Origin of the sequence: Pseudomonas sp. LAM2023 (assembly GCF_016620375.1) — a bacterium.
GTDB classification, from domain to species: Bacteria; Pseudomonadota; Gammaproteobacteria; order Pseudomonadales; family Pseudomonadaceae; genus Aquipseudomonas; species Aquipseudomonas anuradhapurensis.
This window is the reverse complement of the sequence record NZ_JAENHV010000029.1, coordinates 53,406-73,389: the sequence shown is the minus strand read 5'-3', so window position 1 is coordinate 73,389 and position 19,984 is coordinate 53,406. Positions and strand designations below refer to the sequence as shown.

Below are 19,984 nucleotides of genomic sequence, written 5' to 3'. Positions count from 1 at the left end.
TGACGGCAGGCCCTTTCCGGAGATATCCGCATGAACCCCTTGCGCATTCACTGGTGCTCGCCGCTCGACAGCGGCCAGCAGAAAGCCACCGACAAGTACGACACCGGACGCCTGGACTTCGCCGGTATCATCGATTTCGCCCAGGAAGCCGACGAACTGGGCATCGACTCGCTGCTGATGGGTATCAGCTATCACATGCCCGACCCGCTGCCGATGATCGGCGCGCTGGTGCGCGAAACCCGCAACGTAAAGTTCATCCTCGCCTACCGCCCCGGGCTGTTGCACCCGACCCTGTTCACCCAGGTGGTCAACACCCTGTCGTGGATGTCCGACAAGCGCATCGCGCTGAACCTGGTGGCCGGCATTTCGCCGGACGAGCAGGCGTACTACGGTGACTACGTCGCCCACGATGGCCGCTACGCGCGCACCTGCGAGTTCATCGATATCCTCAGGCGCTTCTGGGCCGGGGAAACCCCGCTCAGCCACCACGGCGACTTCTACCAGTTGGACAAGGCGCAGCTCGGCCTCCCGTTCAAGGACCACGAGCGGCCACGCCTGTATCTGAGCGGCGCCTCGGGCATCGCCCAGCAGGTGGCGGTATCGCACAGTGACTGCTGGCTGCGCTACGGCGACACCCCCGAAGGCATCGCCGAAGCCGCGCGCGAGGTACTTGCAGCCGGCCGCTCGGTAGGCATACGCATGCACGTGCTGGCGCGGGAAACTCGCGAAGAGGCCCTGGCCGAAGTCGAGGCGATGATGGAAAACCCCGACCAGCAGCACCGCGAATGGGTACGCCAGTTTGTCGCCCGCTGCGACTCCGAGGCGGTCAAGACCTCGTTCCGCCTGGCCGAGGGCGCGCGCCACGACTGGTTGTCGCCGATGCTCTGGTCGGGCGCCGTGGCCTACCGAGGCGGCCCGGCGCTGTGCGTGGTGGGCAGCTACGAGGAGGTGGCGGCCTACCTGCTGGAGTACAAGAAGGTCGGGGTGAGCGAGTTCATTTTTTCCGGCTGGCCAACCCGCGACGAGATGCGCCGCTTCTGCCAGCACGTACTGCCGCGCCTGCGCGAACTGGAAGCCGACCTGGACCGCCAGCATGGCTGAGCACGCGCCCCTGCGCCGCTTCGGCGCCGGCCTGCTGCTGGGCCTGATGGCCGAACAGACGGTGCTGTTTGCCGTGCCGCTGATGGTCTACCAGGCCACCGGTAGCCTGCGCTATTCGGGGCTGGTGTTCGCCCTGGAGTGGCTACCGGCGCTGCTCGCCTACCCGTTTGCCGGGGTGCTGGCCGACCGTGTCGGCGGGCGCACCCTGCTGCAGTGGGCCAACGTGCTGCGCGCCGCCAGCCTGGCGCTGACCGTGCTCTGCTGCAGCCTGGCGCCGGCCCTGACGGTCTGGGTGCTGGCGGCCAACGGGGTGCTGCTGTCGCTGCTGATGGCACCGGTACGCATGGCCGTGGAACGCACCGTGCCGCAGGTGGCGCCGGCCGAGCGCCTGGCGCATACCCAGTCGCTGGTGCAGAACATGGAGCTGCTGGCGCAGGTGCTGGGCCCAGCCAGCGCCGCCGCGCTGGTGCTGTACAGCGGCAAGCTGTCCCTGCTGGGCCTGGCCGCCGCCGCACTGCTGCTGGCAGCACTGTGCTGGCGCGGCCTGCCCGACGCCCACGCCAACAGTGCTCGGCAACCGGTGCTCGACGCCCTACGCCAAGGCTGGCAGCTGCTGCTGGGCAACCCGCCAATCGTCAGCCTGGCGCTGCTGAACTTCAGCATCAACCTGGCCTTTGCCTGCGTACTCAGCGCCAATGCCTTCGTCGTAAGCGGCGTATTCCAGGCCGCCGACGGTGCCTTCGGCCTGATCAACAGCGCCGCCGGCGCCCTGGGCCTGCTGAACTTTTTGCTGGTGCCGTGGCTGCTGACGCGGCTGTCGATCCACCAGCTGGGCGCGTTGGGTTTCGCCGTGCTGTGCGGCGGAATCCTGGCCATGGGGCTGGCCAACGGTGTGCTCGCCTACGGTGCCAGCTTCGTCCTGGCCATGGCTGGCTGCACCCTGTTCAACGTGTTCAACCGCACCCAGCGAATCAAGGTGATCCCGCGTGAGCACCTGGGCAAGGTGATGGGCCCGTTCTACCTGCTCAACCTGGCGTCCTTCCCGCTGGGCGGCCTGCTCAGCGCCAGCATCGGCCAGCGCTACGGCATCCAGGGCCTGATCCTCGCCCTGGGCCTGCTGCTGTGCGTGCCGGGCGCCCTGCTGTTTCACCTGACCACGCGGCGCCTGAACGCCGCACTAGGCACTGAAAACCCCGCCATGGAGGCATCCCGATGAACAGCCAACCCCTGTGCCTGCTGGCCACGGTCGAATCCGACTCGCACATGTGGAACCTGGTGTACTTGCAGATGTGGCTGGGCGAACGCGGCCTGGAGGTAAAGAACCTGGGCAGCTGCACACCAGTGCAGGCCGTGCTCGACGCCGTCGAGCAGCACCGCCACGCGCGTTTGCTGGTGATCAGCAGCGTCAACGGCCACGGCTACTCCCAAGGCCTGACGCTGATCCACGCGCTGCGCCAGCAGTACCCGCACCTGCACGTGGTGATCGGCGGCAAGCTGACCACCTCCGAGGAGCAGACCCGAGCGGTGCGCGAGGAACTGCTGGGCGCCGGGTACAACGCGGTGTTCACCGAGGCCGACGCCCTCGACGCCTTCCAGCACCACCTCGAACGCCTGGCCCAGGCCCGTTATTCGCTGGTGCTCGGCACCGGTGACGTCGCGCACTGGACCTGAGCCCCCGTCTGTTGCCCGAACAAGGAACGAACCCATGCATATCGTGATCGTCAACCGCTGGCCGCGCTTTCACGACGGCCAGCGTTGGGACAATGAACTGACCCGCTACGAAGCCTTCTTCGACCACCAGGCCCACCGCATCAGTTATGTGGTCGACGGCCCCGGCGCGCTCGGCGTGCTGGCGCCGCGCGAGCAGATCGCCCACCTGGTGCAGGTCGAGGACGTCAACCAGTACTCGCAATTGCTGGCCGCGGTGACCGAGGTAAGCGAACGGGTCGGCCCGGTCGACCTGCTGATCGCCTTGTCCGAATTCACCCTCGAGATCGCCGCCCAGGTGCGCCAGGCGCTGAACATCCCAGGCCATGGCCCGGACGAAGTGGCCGTGTACCGCGACAAGGCGCGGATGAAACAGGTGCTGCAAGAGCATGGCCTGGCCGTACCGGCCTTCACCCGCTGCGAGAGCCTGGCCCACACCCTGACTTTCGCCGCCAAAACCGGCTACCCGCTGATCGTCAAGCCGGTGGACGGCGCCGCCAGTATCGGCGTGGTGCGGGTCGATGACGAGCGCCAGCTGCTGGCCGCACTCGACGGTGTCGACCTGGCGCGCCACGAAGTGGAAGCCTTTGTCGAGGGCCAGGTGTACCACGTCGATGGCTACACCGACGCCACCGGCCAGGTGCCGTTCCAGGCAGTGTCGCGCTACCTCAACAGCTGCCTGGACTTCGCCCGGCGCCAGCCGTTGGGCTCGGTGCTGCTGCAAGCCTCGCCGTTGCGTACGCGCATCGCCGACTTCAGCCGCCAATGCCTGCAGGCGTTGGGGCTGCGCGACACCGCCTTCCACCTGGAACTGTTCGTGTGCGAGGACGGCAGCCTGGTGTTTCTGGAGGTGGGCGCGCGGGTCGGCGGCAGCGAGGTGCCGCACCTGATCAACCGGGTGTTCGGCGTCAACCTCTACGAACATTGGCTGAAGAACCTGCTCGGCGAGCCCGCCGCCCTGCCCGACCAGGACGGCGATCCCAGCGGCGGCTGGTTGATCATCCCCAAGCCGCAACAACTGCCGTGCAGGGTGCTTGAGGCGCCGTCGCAGCGCACCCAGGTCGCCTCGCTGTGGCGCGAACTGCTGCCCCAGCCCGGCGAGGTGCTGGAGGCCGGCGGCGGCTATGACGCATTGCAGGGTGGGCGTTTCATCTTCACCGGCAGCGACCAGGCTGGCATCGAGCGAGACATCCGCCACGTCATTGAACACTACCGCCTGGAGGCGCAACCGGCATGAACCACGCCGCCCGTACCGAACACGACGACGCCGCGCTGCTGGCCCGGCTCATCCCTTACCTGAGCGACAACGACCAGCATGCCGTACGCGTGTTCGGCGAACGTCTGATTGAAGCCGCCGGCGGCCTGGCAGGCCTGGCCAACTACCGCCTGATGGTCGCCTACGGCGGTGGCAAGGACAGCTCCTACACCGTGTCACTGCTGCGCGCGACACAGCTGCACCTGGCCATCACCCATGGCTGCACCTTTCACCTGCGCATCGCCAACATGCGCCATGCTGGGGTGGCTGATGCAGTGATGGCCAACATCGACCGGGCCTACCACGCCCTGGCGTTGTACGGCGACCCGCGGGTCGAGATGCTGGTGGTCGACCACCGGCAGATCCGCCCGTTCGAACGCCACCTGCCCTTCCCCAGCGAGGTGAAGGCGATGAACCGCTTCGACGTGCTGATGAACGGCCACCGTACCGCCGGTGACGGCCGCCCGACCTTCTGCAACAGCTGCAACCTTGCAGTTGCCGACTTCTTCGGCCGCGCCGCCTGGTGGCAGGGTGGCGTCGACGCAGTGGTCACCGGCGACTCGCGCAAGGAACAGAAGCACTACTTCACCTGGATCATGCGCCTGGCCGAACGCCTCGGGCTGGACGTCGAGGACTGCCGTCGCCAGGGCTTTCGCGGGCTGTTGCAGGCGCTGGACGGTATTGCCCAGGCCTACTTCATCGAACTGCTCGGCGACGGCTTCGACGCTGCCCTCGACGAGCGTCGGGTCAGCACCGGTAACGCCAGCGGCGAGCCTGCGTTCATCAGCATCTACGACCTGGTGAGCTACCGCGTCGACGACCACTGGGAGCTGATTACCGAATTTCTCGGCTTCCGCTTCGAGGAGCTGGCGTTCAGCTTCACCGAGTCGGACTGCGCCAACCCGATGCTGATGGCGCACCTGCGCGGGCTCAAGGCCGAACAGGTGCAGGGGCGCAGTTATGACCAAGGACTGGCCGAATACCTGGAGCTGGCCCAGGCGCTGATGCGCAAGAAAGAAATGCCAGACCGCCTCATCGAGCTGGCCCTGGCGCCCTACGCCGACGCCGCCGGCAAGGCCAACCGGCGCGCGCTGGCCGACGGCTTCGCCCGCTCGGCCTTCGACCTCGACGAAGAGCAGCTGATCTGCATGCAGTTCTCGCCCTTCGTCAGCCAGGGCCGCGACCTGGCACTGTACCTGAGCCTGCGTCACCCGCAACTGGTGGGGCGCCTGCAAGACCTGCACGCGCTGCTCGGCGGCCAGGCCGAGGACGAGGTGCTCGGCCACTGGCTCGGCGAGGTCAGCGGCCTGCCGCTGGCGGCATTGCGCAGCCTTTACCGGCACGCGCCCATCGACTTCGACAGCGACGCCTCACTGATCGCCCGAGTGCGCGCCGGCGACCCGCACAAGGGCCGTATCGTGCGCCACGATCCGGCCACCGGTGTACAGGTAGTCGAACTGGTGTCGGGACGCTGACCATGGCCAGCACCGATACCAGCCACTTCCAGCGTTTCATCGAACGGGCCCGCGAGCGCGGGCAGCTCGTGGTGCAACCGCGCATGGGCTTCGCCGACATCCCCAGCATGCGTGCTGGCCTGGAAGCAGTGGCCCGCCAGCCGGGCGCCCTGGGTACCATCACGCTCGACAGTTACACCCGTGTCGGCGATTACCAGAGCGCCCTGCGCTGCCTCAATGACGGCAGCCCGCTCAACGGCTTCCCTATCGTCAGCCATCCGCTGGAAGCCCTGCGCGGCATGCTCGACGGCCTTTACGGCGCGGACTTCCCGATCCAGGTACGCCATGGCACGGCCCAGCCACAGAACATCTTCAAGCGCATGGCCGCAGTCGGCCTGGACGCCACCGAAGGCGGCCCAGTGTCCTATTGCATGCCCTACAGCCGCTTGCCGCTGCTGCATGCGGTGGACGCCTGGGGGCAAAGCTGCCGGGCGCTGGCCGAAAGCACCGCACACGGCCACATCGAGAGCTTCGGCGGCTGCCTGCTGGGTCAGTTATGTCCGCCCTCGATGTTGCTGGCGGTGGGCCTTCTCGAAGCCATGTTCTTCCGCCAGTACGGTATTCGCAGCGTGTCGCTGAGCTACGCCCAGGGTACCAGCATGGTCCAGGACCAGGGCGCGCTGCGCGCCTTGCGCGAGCTGGCGGCGCACTACCTGAGCGACATCCACTGGCACGTGGTGGTGTACACCTACATGGGCGTGTTCCCCTGCACCGAGCATGGCGCCCGCCGGTTGATCGTCGACAGCGCCCGCCTGGCCCAGGCCACCGGTTGCGAACGGCTGATCGTCAAGACCGTAGCCGAGGCCCGGCAGATCCCTTCGGTGCGCGACAATCTCCAGGCGCTGGACATGGCCAGCAGCAGCGCGGCGCAGGCGCCGGCGGCGCTCGACCCAGCCAGCCAGGGCTATTACGAAGAGATCCTGCTGGAAACCCGGCAACTGGTCGACGCCGTGCTCGAGCTGCACGCCGACCTGGGCACTGCGCTGCTGCAAGCCTTCGCCCGGGGCTTGCTGGATATCCCCTACTGCCTGCATTCGGACAACCCCGGCCGCGCCACCACCCTGATCGATGACCACGGTGCGCTGCGCTGGGCCAGCCTCGGCGGCCTGCCGCTGGCGCGTAGCCACGCGGCAGGCAACGCCGACCACGGCGTGCGCGCCGACCAACTGTTCCAGATGCTGCACTACATGGTGAACCGTTATGACCAACCCTTGCATTGAACCCGGGCAGCGCCCGCTGGTGCTGGTAGACGCCTATTCCACCGGCGCCTTTCTCGCTCGCGCGCTGGCCGAGCACCGCCCGCTGCTGCATGTAAGCTCACGACGCGACATGCCGGCGGCCTTCGCCGCCAGCTGCCCGCAGGCCCTGTTCACCCAGTATTACCAACTGCACGAGGTCGGCTTCGAGCCGCTGTGCCAGGTACTGGCAGCCCAGCACCCCGAGGCCGTGCTGACTGGCAGCGAGTTCGGCGTTGAGCTGGCCGACCGCCTGGCCGCCGCCCTTGGCCTGCCGGGCAACGACCCGGCGCTGTCGGTAGCGCGCCGCGACAAGGCGCTGATGGCCGAGCAAGTCGCCGCTGCTGGCTTGCCGGTGGCAGCACAGTTGCGCACCGGCAGCGCCGAACAGGCCTGCGCCTGGTTCCAGGCCCAGGGCGCACGGCCGGTGGTGGTCAAGCCGCTGGACAGCGCCGGCTCCGACCAGGTGTTCATCTGCCGCGACGCCAGCCAGGTCCGCGATGCCGCCAATGCCATCCTCGGCGGCACCAACCTGATGATGCGCGACAACCATGAAGTGTTGGTGCAGGAGTACCTCGAAGGCGACGAATACGTGATCAATACCGTCAGCCATCAGGGCCAGCACTGGCTCAGCGATGCCTGGCGCTGCACCAAGACCCTGAGCGGGGATGGCCGCAAGATCTACGACAGCGAATACCTGCTGGCTCCCGACGACCCGTGCCTGGAGACCTTGGTCGGCTATGTCGAGGGGGTGCTCGACGCCCTGGCCATCGCCGAGGGCCCGGCGCACACCGAGGTCATCCTCACCGCCGCCGGGCCACGCCTGCTGGAAACCGGCGCACGCCTGTCCGGCCTGGCCAACCCGCCCGCCCTGCAGGCTGCCACCGGCGCCGACCAGGTCAGCCTGACCGTCGAGGCCTGCCTGACCCCAGCCCGCTTGCTGCAGCGCCCTCGGCGCTATCGCCAGTTGCAGGCGGCCTGCACCCTCAACCTGATCGCCCGTGGCCAGGGTCGCTTCGACCTGGGCCGGGTAACCTCGCACCTCGACCAGCTGGCCTCGTACCACAGCGCCCGCTGGCGTTTCAGCGACGGCCGCGCCCTGGCGCCGACCGTCGACCTCAACAGTTCGCCGGGGGCCGTGTTCATGGTCCATCCGCAACCTGACCGCATCCGCCAGGACCAACTCGCCTGGCGGACGTGGGAGCAAGACTGGCTGTAACCGGGAGCCCCACCTACCGGGGCCGTTTCACCACTAAGGAGACACTGATGAGCACGCAAATCCGTAACGGACGCATGACTGTCCCGCAACTGGTGGCCATGAAGGGCCGCCAGAAGATCGTCTCACTGACGGCATACTCCAGCGCGATTGCCCAGGTAATTGACCCTCTGGTCGACTTCATCCTGGTCGGTGACTCCACCGCGATGGTCGGCTACGGCCGCAGTTCCACCCTGGGCATGCGCCTGGACGAGACCATCGCCCATACCCGCGCGGTAGTCGACAGCACGCGCCTGGCCTGCGTGATCGCCGACATGCCGTTCGGCAGCTACCAGGAAAGCCCCGAGCAGGCATTTCGCAACTGTGCCGAGGTGCTGGCCCGCACCGGCTGCGCCGCAGTGAAACTGGAAGTCAACCAGGTGCTGGCCAGCACCGTGGCATTTCTGGTTGAGCGCGGCGTACCGGTGATGGCGCACATTGGCCTGATGCCGCAGTTCGTCAACGTCATGGGCGGCTACAAGGCCCAGGGCCTGAGCCCGGAAGGCGGTGCAGCACTGTTGGCCGACGCCCGCGCCAACCTGCAAGCCGGCGCCTTCGCCCTGCTGCTCGAAGGCGTCGCCGAGCCGGTGGCCAGGGCCATCACCGAGGCCAGCGACAAGCCGACCATCGGTATCGGCGCCTCCCCGGCTTGCGATGGCCAGGTGCTGGTCACCGAGGACCTGCTGGGCCTGGGGGGCGAGCACGTGCCACGGTTCGTCAAGCAGTACGCCGATGTAGCCGGGGTGATCCGCGAGGCCTGCGCACGCTTCGGCGACGAGGTGCGTGACGGCACCTTCCCGACGCTTGACCACTGCTATGGGGTCTGAGCCTCGTCCTGGATCGCCTTGACCAGGCGCTGCAGCGCCTGGGGAATGTCCTTGCTCCAGTCCAGCGTGTAGCACAGCCGCAGGTGGCTGCGCCACAAGCCTTGCTGGCTGAAGATTTCCCCGGGTGCGATGACGATGCGCTGGTTCAACAGGCGCTGGAAGACCCGGCGCATTTCTACCGGCCGGGTCGCTTCCAGCCACAGGCTCGCCCCACCCTGGGGCACGCCCCAGCGCAGGTAACCCTGGCCGTGAAGCTCCAGCAGGCCATGCATGTGCTGCATGCGCTCGCGCAGCATGGCGCGTAGCAACTGCACGTGCTGGTCGACCCGGCGTGAGGCGTACAGCTTGGCGATGGCCTTCTGGCGTATCGGCGAGAGGCGGAAGGCGCGCTCCAGAAACAGTTGCTGCAATTGCTCGATATGGCGCCGGCACAGCAGGTAACCATAGGGCGCCTCGGAGCCGATGACCTTGTCGAGGGTGGAAAACACCAGCAAACGATTGGGGTCGGCGAAGTCGCGATAGCGGGCCGGCGAGGCCTCGAAGCAGAACTCACCATAGCCATCGTTCTCGAACAGCCACACATCCTGCTCGGCCAGCCAGCGGCAAATCTGCTGCTTGTCCTCAGCCGGCATCAGCCCGCCCTGGGGTACGTTGGTGGCCGACGACAGCACCGCCAGGCGCACAGGCTGGGCATGCAGCAACTGGCGGAACTGCTCCAGGTCGAAACGGCCGTCGGCGCGCAACGGCACCTCGACGATGGTCATGCGCGCCGCCAGCAACTGGCGCAGCACCGCCCAGGAACAAGGCGACTCGACCAGCGCTACCTGGCCTTCCAGGCTCAGGGCACGCAGCGACAGCTCGAGGATGCTGCGCAGGTCCGAGCCGATGAACACATGCTCGGCATGCCAGTAGCGCTGTGGCGAGCGCGTGTAGCGGTCGGCCAGCACTCCGCGCAGCTCCGGCTCGCCGAACGGCTGGTACAGCGGTGCATGGGAACGTGGGTACTGGCGCGCCAGTTCACGCTCGATCATCAGCAGCGGTTTTTCCAGCGACAGCAGCATGGCCGGCGCGTCGCTGCTCAGGGCCAGCATGCCGGGCTGGCGGGCGCTGGAGAACACCGTGTCGAGCAGGCTGGGTGAACATTCGCCGTGCAGCGGTGCCTTGCTGGCCCGGGTGAAGTAACCGTGCCTGGGCCTCGCGTACACCCGGCCCTCGTCTTCGAGCAGCGAATAGGCGTACTTGGTAGAGGACACCGACACGTTCAGGCGCTGGGCCAGCTGGCGCAACGACGGCAGGCGCTGTTCAACATCCGACGGTGAGGCCTCGATCCAGTCGAGCAGGTACCGGTATACGGCCTGGTAGGTGTAGTGGGACTTGGTGTTGTTGTCTGCTTCCATTCTCACGGGGTCACTTCTGAAAAAGCGCAGGCACAGGGTACACGCGAATCCCGCGCGCTGCCCTACGCCCCGGGTGGTGTAAACCCTGTTCGGAACGGGACAGAAGCACTGAACGGGACCCGGCAACGCGCCCGGGGCTTTTTCGTTTGTGCGACATGTCGCGCTTCTGGCACTCCCGTGCCAAGGGTCATTGGTGTTAGCGTGGGCGTCTTCCCGTTTGCGGACGGGTAACCCACACAATGATTGGCGAAGGAATGCGCACAACCATGCACCTGAAAAAACTTACCGCCACCGCCTTGCTGCTGGCCAGCATCGGTCTTTTCACCCAACCGGCCCAGGCCAACCTCACCCAGCAGCAGTCGGCTGCCATCGTCAAGGCCTTCGACGGCAGCGATCCAAGCGACTTCAAGCAGTTCATCGGCAAGCTCAAAGGCAGCGACCTGGCCAAGGCCGACAACCTCGAGGCAACGCTCGATGCCTACCTGGCCGGCAAGCCACTGGCAGCCGAGCAGCAGAATGAGATCAACCGCCTGCTCGGCCTGTACACCCGCATCAAGTACGGCAAGGCCGCCAGCGAAACCCTGCGTGAACTGGTGGCTATCCCGACCTTCAACGTCGAAGGCACGCCGCAGCACGAAAACCCCGAGTTCCTCAAGATCGCGGACAAGATCAAGGCCCTTGCCGAAAGCTTCGGCCTGGCATTCCGCAACATCGACAACCGGGTTTACGAGATTTCGCTGGGCAGCGGCAAGGAAGTGGTCGGCATCCACGCCCACGCCGACGTGGTGCCGGTCAATCCGGACAACTGGAAACTGGCCGATGGCACGCGCCTGGACCCGTTCAAGGTGACCCTGGTCGGCGACCGCATGTATGGGCGCGGCACCGAAGACGACAAGAACGGTATTGTCGTGGCGATGTACGCACTGAAAGTGGCCAAGGACGAGAACCTGCCGCTGGCCCGGCAGTTCAAGCTGCTGATCGATACCACCGAAGAAACCAGCGGCGATGCCATCCCGTACTACTTCGAACGCAACCCCACCCCCGACTATAACCTGGCGCTCGATGGCGGCTACCCGGTGGTCATCGCCGAGAAAGGCTACGGCACGATCATGGCCAGCTTCAGCAAGCGCCCGGCCACTGGCAAGGGCGCGGAGATCGTCAACCTGACCGGCGGCCTGGCCACCAACCAGATCCCGACCACGTCCGTGGCGACACTGGTCTCCGATAACCCGGCAGCGCTTGCCAAGCGCCTGCAGCAAGCCGGCGCCAAGTACGTGAAGCAGCATGGCGGCGATTTCAGCATCGACGCCAAGCCTCAAGGCAACAACGTGCTGCTGACGGTAACCGGCGTTTCCGCCCACTCTTCGGAACCGGAATCCGGGGTCAACCCGGTGGCGCGCATGCTTGATTTCATCAATGGCCTCGGCCAGCAGGTGCCGATCAAGCACAACCACTTCACCGATGCCGCCCGCTACGCCGCCGACAACTGGGGCCTGGACTACCTGGGCAACAAGCTTGGCGTGGCCTTCAAGGACTCGTTCATGGGCCCGCTGACGGCATCGCTGACCTTTGTCGGGGTTGATGACAAAGGCCTGAAACTGGCCGTGAACCTGCGCATTCCCAAAGGCAAGCCAATCGCCACGATCAAGGACGAACTGGCCGACAAACTGGGCAAGTGGACCCGCCAAAGCCACACCTCGGTGGCCTTCGACTACAGCCTGGACGAGCCGATGTACCGCAACCCCGAAGGCGAATGGGTCAAGGCCCTGCTTGACGTGGCTACCGAGAACCTGGGCATGAAGCATGAGTTCGGAACCTCGGCAGGGGCGACCTCGGTACATGACCTGCCTAACGGCGTGCAGTTTGGCCTGGCCATGCCGGACGTGAAATACACCGGGCACAACGACAACGAGTTCAAGACCGTGGAACAGTTCATGCTGGACCTGCAGGTGGTGAGCGAGATGGTGGCGCGGATCGGGCAGATGCCGAAACTCTGATTGACTGTACCGGCCTCTTCGCGGGCACGCCCGCTCCCACAGGAATTGCGCGAAGTCGGTGCGATACCAGTGGGAGCGGGCATGCCCGCGAAGAGGCCAGCACGGGCGACCACTCATGACGTTTTTCAATCGACTCGATGCCGTTTCCTGCATTGCCGTGCAGAGCGCCGTGCCGGATGCTTTATTTACTCCGAGACATGGCTTTTCCACCCGCAGAGGCTCGTATGAAGACCGTCGAACAAATCCTCAAGACCAAGTCCCAGCACCACACCGTTTACACCATCGGCCCAGATGACTCGGTACTCGACGCCCTGAAACTGCTGGCGGAGAAAAACGTCGGTGCGCTGCCCGTGGTCGAGGGCAACCAGGTGGTGGGCATCGTCAGCGAACGGGACTATGCGCGCAAACTGGTGCTCAAGGGCCGCTCCTCCGCCGCCACGCCGGTGCGCGAGATCATGAGCGCGCCGGTGGTGACCGTGGAGCCGAAGCAGAACCTCGAGTACTGCATGAACCTGATGACCAACCGCCACCTGCGCCACCTGCCGGTGGTCAGCAATGGCGAGTTGCTCGGCCTGCTGTCGATCGGCGACCTGGTCAAGGAAACCATTGCCGAACAGGCCCACCTGATCCTGCAACTGGAACAGTACATCCGCGGCGAATGATCCGCCTCAATGGTAGGCGCGCTCCAGCTCGTCCAGCTGATGGTCGAAGCTGCGCAGGCGCGCCGACCAGGTATACACCAGCACCTCCAGGTCACGATTGAGCACGGCGGTGTTGCCGTGGCCGCTGCGGGTGGGCTCGCCCAGGTCCAGCTGGTAGCGCTCACGGGCCATCGCCTGGGCAACGCTGGACAAGTCGCGGGCATTGGCCAGCCAATGGTGATGATGGTCATGAATTTCGCGATCGAGCGCCCTGCACTGACGTTTCAGGGCATCCAGGCTCTGCTCCAGCGGGGTACCCTTCAGCTCGCCCATGACTTCTTCGAAAGTGCGCCCGGAATGCCAGTAGCTGCCCCAGAAATAGCGATCGAACACCGTTTCGACGCGGCGCAGCGCGACCTTGGTGTTCCAGATGGTCAGCAACGTTCGCCCCTGCACCACTTCGCGTTTGTTCAGGTGCAATTGCTGCCAGGCGATCCAGGCCAGGGCCACCAGGGCCACCGCCACGGTGACCGCGGCAGCGGCATACAGAAAATGCACGGCCTGGTTCATCTGTTGCGTCTGCCTGATGCCATAGAAGTAACTGGCCGTCAGGGTGCCCAGGATCGTCACGGAGCACCAGAAACCCGGTGCGTAGGGATCTTTCATCGCGCTATCCCCTTGTTGTTTTCCTGAGCATAGCAACGACCAATCACTCGTCAGGCACCACTCGGCGCTTTATTTCTTGCTTGGGTGCAGCGCCTCGTTGAGTTGGTCGATCATCGGAATCCAGTCGTCATCCGCGAGGTATTTCTCTTTCAGGAAATCGCGCTGTGAATCACTCCAGAAAGGCGCATCAACCAGCTTTACATCATCATCCAGCGGCGAATGGGTGCTGATGAACCGGTCGATTTCGACCGGATCGTCAGACAGCCCCAGCTGCTTGAAAATCTCCGACAACGGATGAATCGGCTTGTCCATGGTTCCTCCTCGGCGCCGGGCCGGTCGTCGACGATGCCGGCCTGGCATGGGTTGAGAGCATCAACTGAGCTCGCACACTTCGGCGCGCGGCACCAGCTTCAGATATTGCTCCATGCTCATGTGGATCAGATGATCGTGATCACCCGCCTCCAGGTAGACATCGCCTTGGCGGGTAAGACTCGAATCAAGCAGCATCTTTATCTGGTAGGCATCGCCAAGCGCCGGTACGGCACCGCGTTCGCAGTCGCCGAACAGGCTCGGCAGGCCGCTCTCACGGGTCAGTTGCCAGGCCCCGGACATGCGCACCTTGCTCATGTCCAGGTGCCGGTTGGCCGGCAACACGGCCATGATGTAGTTGCCATGACGATCATCGAGCACCACCGACTTGGCGACCCGCTCGGCGGGTACGCCGGCCGTGCGGGCCGATTCCAGGCTGGTGGCCGAATGGGGATGGGAAATGATGTCGTAGTCGCAGTTGGCCTTGTTCAGGCGGTCCTGCAGGGTCTTTGCCATACGCATGATGCACCTCCGGTTTCGCCCCCCATGTCCAATTCTAGGCCGGGTACCGACTGGCAGGGCTAAACTTGTGCAATAGAACACACGAGGTGACGACAGGTGATCGCCCGCTGCTGGCGCTGGCTGTTGCTGCTGTTGCTGCTTGGCATCACGCCGGGCGGCCAGGCCGCGCCCGGTGCAGTGTGGGTGCTGGGCATCGATGATGCCATCGGCCCGGCCAGCGCCGACTACCTGGTGCGTAGCCTTGGCCAGGCCCAGCAACAGGGGGCGCAACTGGTGGTGATCCGCATGGATACGCCGGGCGGGCTGGACAGCGCCATGCGCCAGATGATCAAGGCGATTCTCGCCAGCCCGGTGCCGGTCGCCACCTTCGTTGCCCCAAGCGGGGCCCGCGCCGCCAGCGCCGGCACCTACATTCTCTACGCCAGCCACATCGCTGCCATGGCACCAGGGACCAACCTGGGGGCCGCCACGCCAGTACAGATCGGCGGCCCACCCGGCCCTGCCAGGGAGGACAAGGCCAAAGGCAGCGATGACGAAACCCTCGCGCGCAAGCAGGTCAATGATGCGGCGGCCTACATGCGTGGCCTGGCGCAGCTGCGCGGGCGCAACGCCGATTGGGCGGAGAAGGCCGTGCGCGAGGCAGTGAGCCTGTCCGCCAGCGAGGCCTTGCGGCTGAACGTGATCGACCAGGTAGCCGATGACCTGCCCGGGCTGCTGCGCAAGCTCGATGGCCAAACCCTCACCGTCGCGGGCCAGACCCGCCAGTTGCAGACCGCCGGCGCGAGCCTGGTCGAGCACCTGCCGGACTGGCGTACACGGGTACTGGCGGTAATCACCAACCCCAGCGTGGCGCTGATCCTGATCATGGTCGGCGTGTACGGCCTGCTGTTCGAGTTCATGAACCCTGGCTCGACGGTCGGTGGCGTGGTTGGCGGCATCTGCCTGCTGCTGGCCTTGTATGCGCTGCAACTGTTGCCGGTGAGCTTTGCCGGAGTGGCGCTGATCCTGCTCGGCATCGCCTTCATGATCGGTGAGGCGTTCCTGCCCAGTTTCGGCGTGGTCGGCTTTGGCGGCATCGTCGCTTTCGTGGTCGGTGCATTGATCCTGATCGACACCGACGCCCCCGGCTTCGGCATTCCACTGACCCTGATCGGCACCCTGGCGCTGCTCTCGGCGTTGCTGATCGGTGGGGTGATGGGCATGGCCCTCAAGGCCCGCCGACGGGCGTTGGTCAGCGGCGATGCCGGGCTGCTCGGCAGCCTGGTCACGGTCACCGAGGTAATGGCCGGCAACCCGTTCTGCGGCGTGGTCCTGGCCCAGGGCGAACAATGGCAGGTGCAGTGTGCAACGCCGCTGCAACCAGGCCAGAGCGTGCGGGTGACAGCCCGCCATGGCGTCATGCTGCAAGTGAGCGCCGCCGCTCCTGCGGCGCAAGGAGAGTGACCATGTTCATGCAACTGGGTTTCGGCGCGGTGCTGGTCGTGCTGCTGATGCTGTTGCTGTCGGCGTTCCGCATCCTGCGCGAATACGAGCGCGCAGTGGTGTTCCAGTTGGGGCGCTTCTGGCAGGTGAAGGGGCCGGGGCTGATCCTGTTGATTCCGGTGGTGCAGCAAATGGTGCGGGTCGACCTGCGCACGGTGGTGCTGGATGTGCCGCCGCAGGACGTGATCACCCGTGACAACGTCTCGGTCAAGGTCAATGCCGTGGTCTACTTTCGCGTGCTTGACCCGCAGAAGGCGATCATCCAGGTCGAGGATTTCCTGGTGGCGACCAGCCAACTGGCGCAGACCACGTTGCGCGCGGTGCTGGGCAAGCACGAACTGGATGAACTGCTGGCCGAACGCGAACAGCTGAACGCGGACATCCGCCAGGTGCTGGACGCGCAGACCGATGCCTGGGGCATCAAGGTGGCCAACGTCGAGATCAAGCACGTCGACCTCAACGAGTCGATGGTGCGCGCCATTGCCCGCCAGGCCGAGGCCGAGCGCGAACGGCGCGCCAAGGTAATCCATGCAGAAGGTGAGTTGCAGGCATCGGAGAAGCTGATGCAGGCGGCGCAGATGCTGAGCAAGGAGCCGGGCGCGATGCAACTGCGCTATATGCAGACACTGGGGGCGATTGCCGGGGACAAGAGCTCGACCATCGTCTTTCCACTGCCGGTGGAGTTGCTCAAGGGGGTGGTGGGCAAGCAGGAATAGCGGGGGGCGCCTTGCGCCCCTTTCGCGACGCAAGGCCGCTCCTACAAGGGTCGTTTAACGCCTGCAGGAGCCCTGGGTCGATCAGATGGGCGCGCGGCGCAGGGTCGCCAGGAAGGTAGCCGCACCAATGAACAACCCGGCAAAGGTCCGGTTCAGGCGTTTCTGCTGCCTGGGCGTACGCAGCAGCCGCAGTACCCGTGCAGCCAGGCCGGTGTAGCCGGCCATCACCAGCATGTCGACGGCGACCATGGTCACGGTGATGGCCACGTACTGCGGCAGCAGGGGGGCATGCGGGTTGATGAACTGTGGCAGCACCGCCAGCATGAACACCAGCGCCTTGGGGTTGCTGACGTTGACCAGGAAACCGCGGAACACCAGGCTCAGTGGCTTGCCGATCGGGCGCACGCCGGACTCATCGCTCATGTCCATCGGCAGGGCGCGCCACTGCTTGTAGGCCAGGTACACGAGGTAGCCGACACCGAACCATTTGATGATGTGGAAAGCCGTGGCCGAAGCGGCCAGGATGGCACCGACGCCGGCGGCGATGATGGCGATTTGCACAATCAGGCCCAGCTGCAGGCCCAGGGCGTTCCAGTAGCCACGCCAGAAACCGTATTGCAGGCCGCTGGACATCGAGGCAATTGCCCCGGCGCCGGGTGAAAGGCTGATCACCCAACAGGCGGCAAAGAAGCCCAGCCATACTTCCATCGACATCACACACCTCGCTCGAACATTTGTCGCAAAACGTTAAGCTAAGGCGTTGATGAAAAAATAACCAGCAGATTTTGCAGGGTTTGCATTGGCTGTACCCGCGAAGAGGGCAGTACAGGTTCAGTCAGCCTCGGCCGGCGCCTCTTGTTGCAGCGACTGCACTTCAGCGCCGCGCCAGCGCCGCACCGACTTCTGGAAAAACTGGCTGTTCGGCACCTGCACCAGCGCCCCTCCCGCCTCGGGCATTTCCAGCAGGGTGGTGAACAGCAGGTTGATGGCGATGACCCGGCCCTTTACGCCCGGCTTGTCGAGGGTGTCGACCAGTTCGACCACGTCACCGATGCGAAACGGCCCGACCGTGAAGATCAGCACCGCACACAGCAGGTTGGACAGCACGCTCCAGATGGCGAAGAAGGCCACCGCCGCTACCGCGACGAAACCGGACAATGCTGTCCACAGCACGGTTGCCGATACACCCAGGCGCTCCAGCACGAACAACAGCGCGCTGCCCATGATCAGCCAACGCAGGCCTCCGCGCACCGGCACCAGCAACTCCGGCGGCAGAGGATAACGCTGGCCCAGGCGGCTCAGCCCACGGGCAATAATGCGTTGCAGGACGAACGCCACGATCAGGATCAACAGAATCTGCAAGCCCACCCAGAAGGTGTCCATCCATTGCCCTGGCAGCAGCGAACGCAGTTCCTCCATCAGGACAGCGCCTCGAGTTCGGCCTGCATGCTTTCGAGGGTTTCCAGTGCTTCCATCCAGGCCTCTTCCAGTTCGCCCTCGCGCTGCTTGAGCTTGGTCTGCCGCGCCAGCAATTCACGCAGTTCATCCTTGCGCGCCGCGTCGTAGAGGCCACCATCACCTAGCGCGGTTTCGATTTCAGCCAGCTGCGCGTGCACCTGGTTGAGCTCGGTCTCGAGCTTGTCGGCGGCCTTCTTGTGCGGAGCCAGTTGCTGGCGCAAGGCTGCGGCAGCCTGGCGCTGGGCCTTCTTGTCGGTCTTGTCCGGGTTGGCCGGGGTGCTACTGGCCGGCGCACTGCGCTGGCGATACTCGACCAGCCAGCGGCTGTAGTCGTCCAGGTCGCCATCGAAGGTATCGACCTTGCCGTCGGCCACCAACAGGAAGTCGTCGGTGGTGCTCTTGAGCAGGTGACGGTCGTGGGACACCACCACTACAGCACCGGCGAACTCCTGCAGGGCCATGGTCAGAGCCAGGCGCATTTCCAGGTCGAGGTGGTTGGTCGGTTCGTCAAGCAGCAGCAGGTTCGGCCGCTCCCAGGCAATCAGCGCCAGCGCCAGGCGGGCCTTTTCGCCACCGGAGAAGTTCACTACCGGCTCGTCGACACGGTCGCCATGGAAGTCGAAGCCACCGAGGAAATCGCGCAGGGTCTGCTCACGCTCGGCAGGCGCAATGCGCTGCAAGTGCAGCAGCGGGCTGGCCTTGTCGTCCAGCGAGTCCAGCTGATGCTGGGCGAAGTAACCCACGGCCAGGTTCTCGCCACGTACCAGGCGACCCGACAGCGGCTCAAGCTCGCCGGCCAGGTTCTTGATCAAGGTCGATTTGCCGGCACCGTTGGGGCCGAGCAGGCCAATCCGTGCGCCCGGGGTGAGCTGCAGCTTGACCTTGTCGAGAATGGCCTTGTCACCGTAGCCCAGGCGGCCTTCGGACAGGCTCAGCAGCGGGCTGGAAATTTTTTGCGACTCGCGGAAGACAAAGTCGAACGGCGAATCGACGTGCGCCGCCGACAGCTCTTCCATGCGCTCCAGGGCCTTGATTCGGCTCTGGGCCTGGCGGGCCTTGGTGGCCTGGGCCTTGAAGCGGGCAATGTACTTTTCCATGTGCGCGCGCTGCGCTTGCTGCTTCTCGTAGGCCTGCTGCTGCTGCGCCAGGCGCTCGGCACGGGTGCGCTCGAAGGCGGTGTAGCCGCCCTTGTACAGGTTCAGCTTGCGTTGCTCGACGTGCAGCACATGGTCGACCACGGCGTCGAGGAAGTCGCGGTCGTGGGAGATCAGCAACAGCGTGCCTGGGTAGCCCTTGAGCCAGTCCTCGAGCCACAGGATCGCGTCCAGGTCCAGGTGGTTGGTGGGCTCGTCGAGCAGCAGCAGGTCGGACGGGCACATCAGCGCCTGGGCCAGGTTCAGGCGCATCCGCCAGCCCCCGGAGAAGTCGCCGACGCGGCGATCCATCTGCTCGTTGGTGAAGCCCAGGCCGGCCAGCAACTTGCGGGCGCGGGCATCGGCGGTATAACCGTCGGCGCTTTCCAGCTCACTGTGCAGGCGTGCCAGGGCGGTGCCATCGTGGGCCTGCTCTGCCGCAGCCAGCTCGGCCTGAACCTTGCGCAGGCGCGCGTCGCCGTCGAGCACATAATCCACGGCCAGGCGGTCGAGCGTGTCTACTTCCTGGCGCATGTGGGCGATGCGCCAGTCGCCGGGCAGTTGGCAATCGCCGGCATCGGGCGACAGCTCACCACGCAGCAAGGCGAACAGGCTGGATTTTCCGGCACCGTTGGCGCCGATCAGGCCGGCCTTGTGACCGGCGTGCAGGGTCATCTCGGCGCCTTCTAGCAAGCGCTGCGGACCACGCTGTAAAGTGAGGTTGGATAGTCTGATCATGATGGTCGCGGAGTCTACCAGCTTCCTCGGC

General features: G+C 65.5%; 19 protein-coding genes. 12 read left to right on the top strand and 7 right to left on the bottom strand.

Translation table 11 applies throughout. The features are described 5' to 3' along the window. Positions 1–30: 30 nt before the first annotated feature. The 8 genes from JKP78_RS18670 to panB are packed head-to-tail and all read left to right on the top strand — an operon-like array spanning position 31 to position 8,894. Positions 31–1,101: an LLM class flavin-dependent oxidoreductase gene (locus JKP78_RS18670; RefSeq protein ID WP_186687713.1), complete on the top strand. Its 1,071-nt coding sequence runs from the start codon at positions 31–33 to the stop codon at positions 1,099–1,101. Continuing rightward, positions 1,094–2,317, top strand: coding sequence for an MFS transporter (locus tag JKP78_RS18665; RefSeq protein WP_186687716.1), 1,224 nt, complete (start codon positions 1,094–1,096; stop codon positions 2,315–2,317). Before JKP78_RS18670 ends, JKP78_RS18665 begins: the two co-directional genes overlap by 8 nt. Then, positions 2,314–2,772, top strand: a complete 459-nt coding sequence (locus JKP78_RS18660) for a cobalamin B12-binding domain-containing protein (RefSeq protein WP_186687718.1) — start codon at positions 2,314–2,316, stop codon at positions 2,770–2,772. The genes JKP78_RS18665 and JKP78_RS18660 overlap by 4 nt, the downstream gene beginning before the upstream one ends. A gap of 34 nt (positions 2,773–2,806) precedes the next feature. Beyond that, positions 2,807–4,045, top strand: a complete 1,239-nt coding sequence (locus JKP78_RS18655) for an ATP-grasp domain-containing protein (protein ID WP_186687722.1) — start codon at positions 2,807–2,809, stop codon at positions 4,043–4,045. After that, on the top strand, positions 4,042–5,538 hold the full coding sequence (locus JKP78_RS18650; protein ID WP_186687725.1) for a hypothetical protein: 1,497 nt from the start codon (positions 4,042–4,044) through the stop codon (positions 5,536–5,538). The genes JKP78_RS18655 and JKP78_RS18650 overlap by 4 nt, the downstream gene beginning before the upstream one ends. A gap of 2 nt (positions 5,539–5,540) precedes the next feature. Next, positions 5,541–6,797: a methylaspartate mutase gene (locus JKP78_RS18645; RefSeq protein ID WP_200627165.1), complete on the top strand. Its 1,257-nt coding sequence runs from the start codon at positions 5,541–5,543 to the stop codon at positions 6,795–6,797. Next, positions 6,778–8,031 (top strand): ATP-grasp domain-containing protein, encoded by a 1,254-nt coding sequence (locus JKP78_RS18640; RefSeq protein ID WP_200627164.1) that lies wholly within the window; start codon positions 6,778–6,780, stop codon positions 8,029–8,031. The genes JKP78_RS18645 and JKP78_RS18640 overlap by 20 nt, the downstream gene beginning before the upstream one ends. A gap of 47 nt (positions 8,032–8,078) precedes the next feature. Then, complete coding sequence (gene panB / locus JKP78_RS18635; RefSeq protein WP_186687732.1) at positions 8,079–8,894, top strand: 3-methyl-2-oxobutanoate hydroxymethyltransferase; 816 nt, start codon at positions 8,079–8,081, stop codon at positions 8,892–8,894. On the opposite strand, the gene JKP78_RS18630 is transcribed toward panB, so the two are convergent. Continuing rightward, positions 8,882–10,291 carry an aminotransferase-like domain-containing protein gene (locus tag JKP78_RS18630; RefSeq protein WP_200627323.1) on the bottom strand — a complete coding sequence of 470 codons (1,410 nt, stop codon included), beginning with the start codon at positions 10,289–10,291 and terminating at the stop codon, positions 8,882–8,884. The two genes, panB and JKP78_RS18630, sit on opposite strands and share 13 nt — an antisense overlap. A gap of 266 nt (positions 10,292–10,557) precedes the next feature. Here JKP78_RS18630 and JKP78_RS18625 point away from each other — a divergent pair, with 266 nt between their 5' ends. After that, positions 10,558–12,288, top strand: coding sequence for a dipeptidase (locus JKP78_RS18625; RefSeq protein ID WP_186687735.1), 1,731 nt, complete (start codon positions 10,558–10,560; stop codon positions 12,286–12,288). Between the two features lie 224 nt (positions 12,289–12,512). Further along, complete coding sequence (locus JKP78_RS18620; RefSeq protein ID WP_056806073.1) at positions 12,513–12,950, top strand: CBS domain-containing protein; 438 nt, start codon at positions 12,513–12,515, stop codon at positions 12,948–12,950. Between the two features lie 6 nt (positions 12,951–12,956). On the opposite strand, the gene JKP78_RS18615 is transcribed toward JKP78_RS18620, so the two are convergent. From JKP78_RS18615 to JKP78_RS18605, 3 genes are all read right to left on the bottom strand, one after another. After that, positions 12,957–13,595: an NADH:ubiquinone oxidoreductase subunit N gene (locus JKP78_RS18615; protein WP_170027760.1), complete on the bottom strand. Its 639-nt coding sequence runs from the start codon at positions 13,593–13,595 to the stop codon at positions 12,957–12,959. Between the two features lie 69 nt (positions 13,596–13,664). After that, on the bottom strand, positions 13,665–13,907 hold the full coding sequence (locus JKP78_RS18610; RefSeq protein WP_170027759.1) for a DUF2789 domain-containing protein: 243 nt from the start codon (positions 13,905–13,907) through the stop codon (positions 13,665–13,667). A 60-nt stretch (positions 13,908–13,967) separates the two neighbouring features. Next, complete coding sequence (locus tag JKP78_RS18605) at positions 13,968–14,426, bottom strand: aminoacyl-tRNA deacylase (protein ID WP_186687737.1); 459 nt, start codon at positions 14,424–14,426, stop codon at positions 13,968–13,970. Between the two features lie 96 nt (positions 14,427–14,522). Here JKP78_RS18605 and JKP78_RS18600 point away from each other — a divergent pair, with 96 nt between their 5' ends. Further along, positions 14,523–15,869: an NfeD family protein gene (locus JKP78_RS18600; RefSeq protein WP_200627163.1), complete on the top strand. Its 1,347-nt coding sequence runs from the start codon at positions 14,523–14,525 to the stop codon at positions 15,867–15,869. Between the two features lie 2 nt (positions 15,870–15,871). Continuing rightward, positions 15,872–16,624, top strand: coding sequence for a slipin family protein (locus JKP78_RS18595; RefSeq protein WP_186687741.1), 753 nt, complete (start codon positions 15,872–15,874; stop codon positions 16,622–16,624). A gap of 81 nt (positions 16,625–16,705) precedes the next feature. On the opposite strand, the gene JKP78_RS18590 is transcribed toward JKP78_RS18595, so the two are convergent. From JKP78_RS18590 to abc-f, 3 genes are all read right to left on the bottom strand, one after another. Next, positions 16,706–17,338: a LysE family transporter gene (locus JKP78_RS18590; RefSeq protein ID WP_170027755.1), complete on the bottom strand. Its 633-nt coding sequence runs from the start codon at positions 17,336–17,338 to the stop codon at positions 16,706–16,708. Positions 17,339–17,455: 117 nt separating this feature from the next. Then, the gene (locus tag JKP78_RS18585; RefSeq protein ID WP_170027754.1) at positions 17,456–18,043 is read right to left on the bottom strand and encodes a mechanosensitive ion channel family protein; all 588 of its coding nucleotides are present in this window, start codon (positions 18,041–18,043) and stop codon (positions 17,456–17,458) included. Next, entirely contained in the window at positions 18,043–19,953 is a 1,911-nt protein-coding gene (abc-f, locus tag JKP78_RS18580; protein ID WP_200627162.1) for a ribosomal protection-like ABC-F family protein, read from the bottom strand. Before abc-f ends, JKP78_RS18585 begins: the two co-directional genes overlap by 1 nt. Positions 19,954–19,984 lie beyond the last annotated feature (31 nt).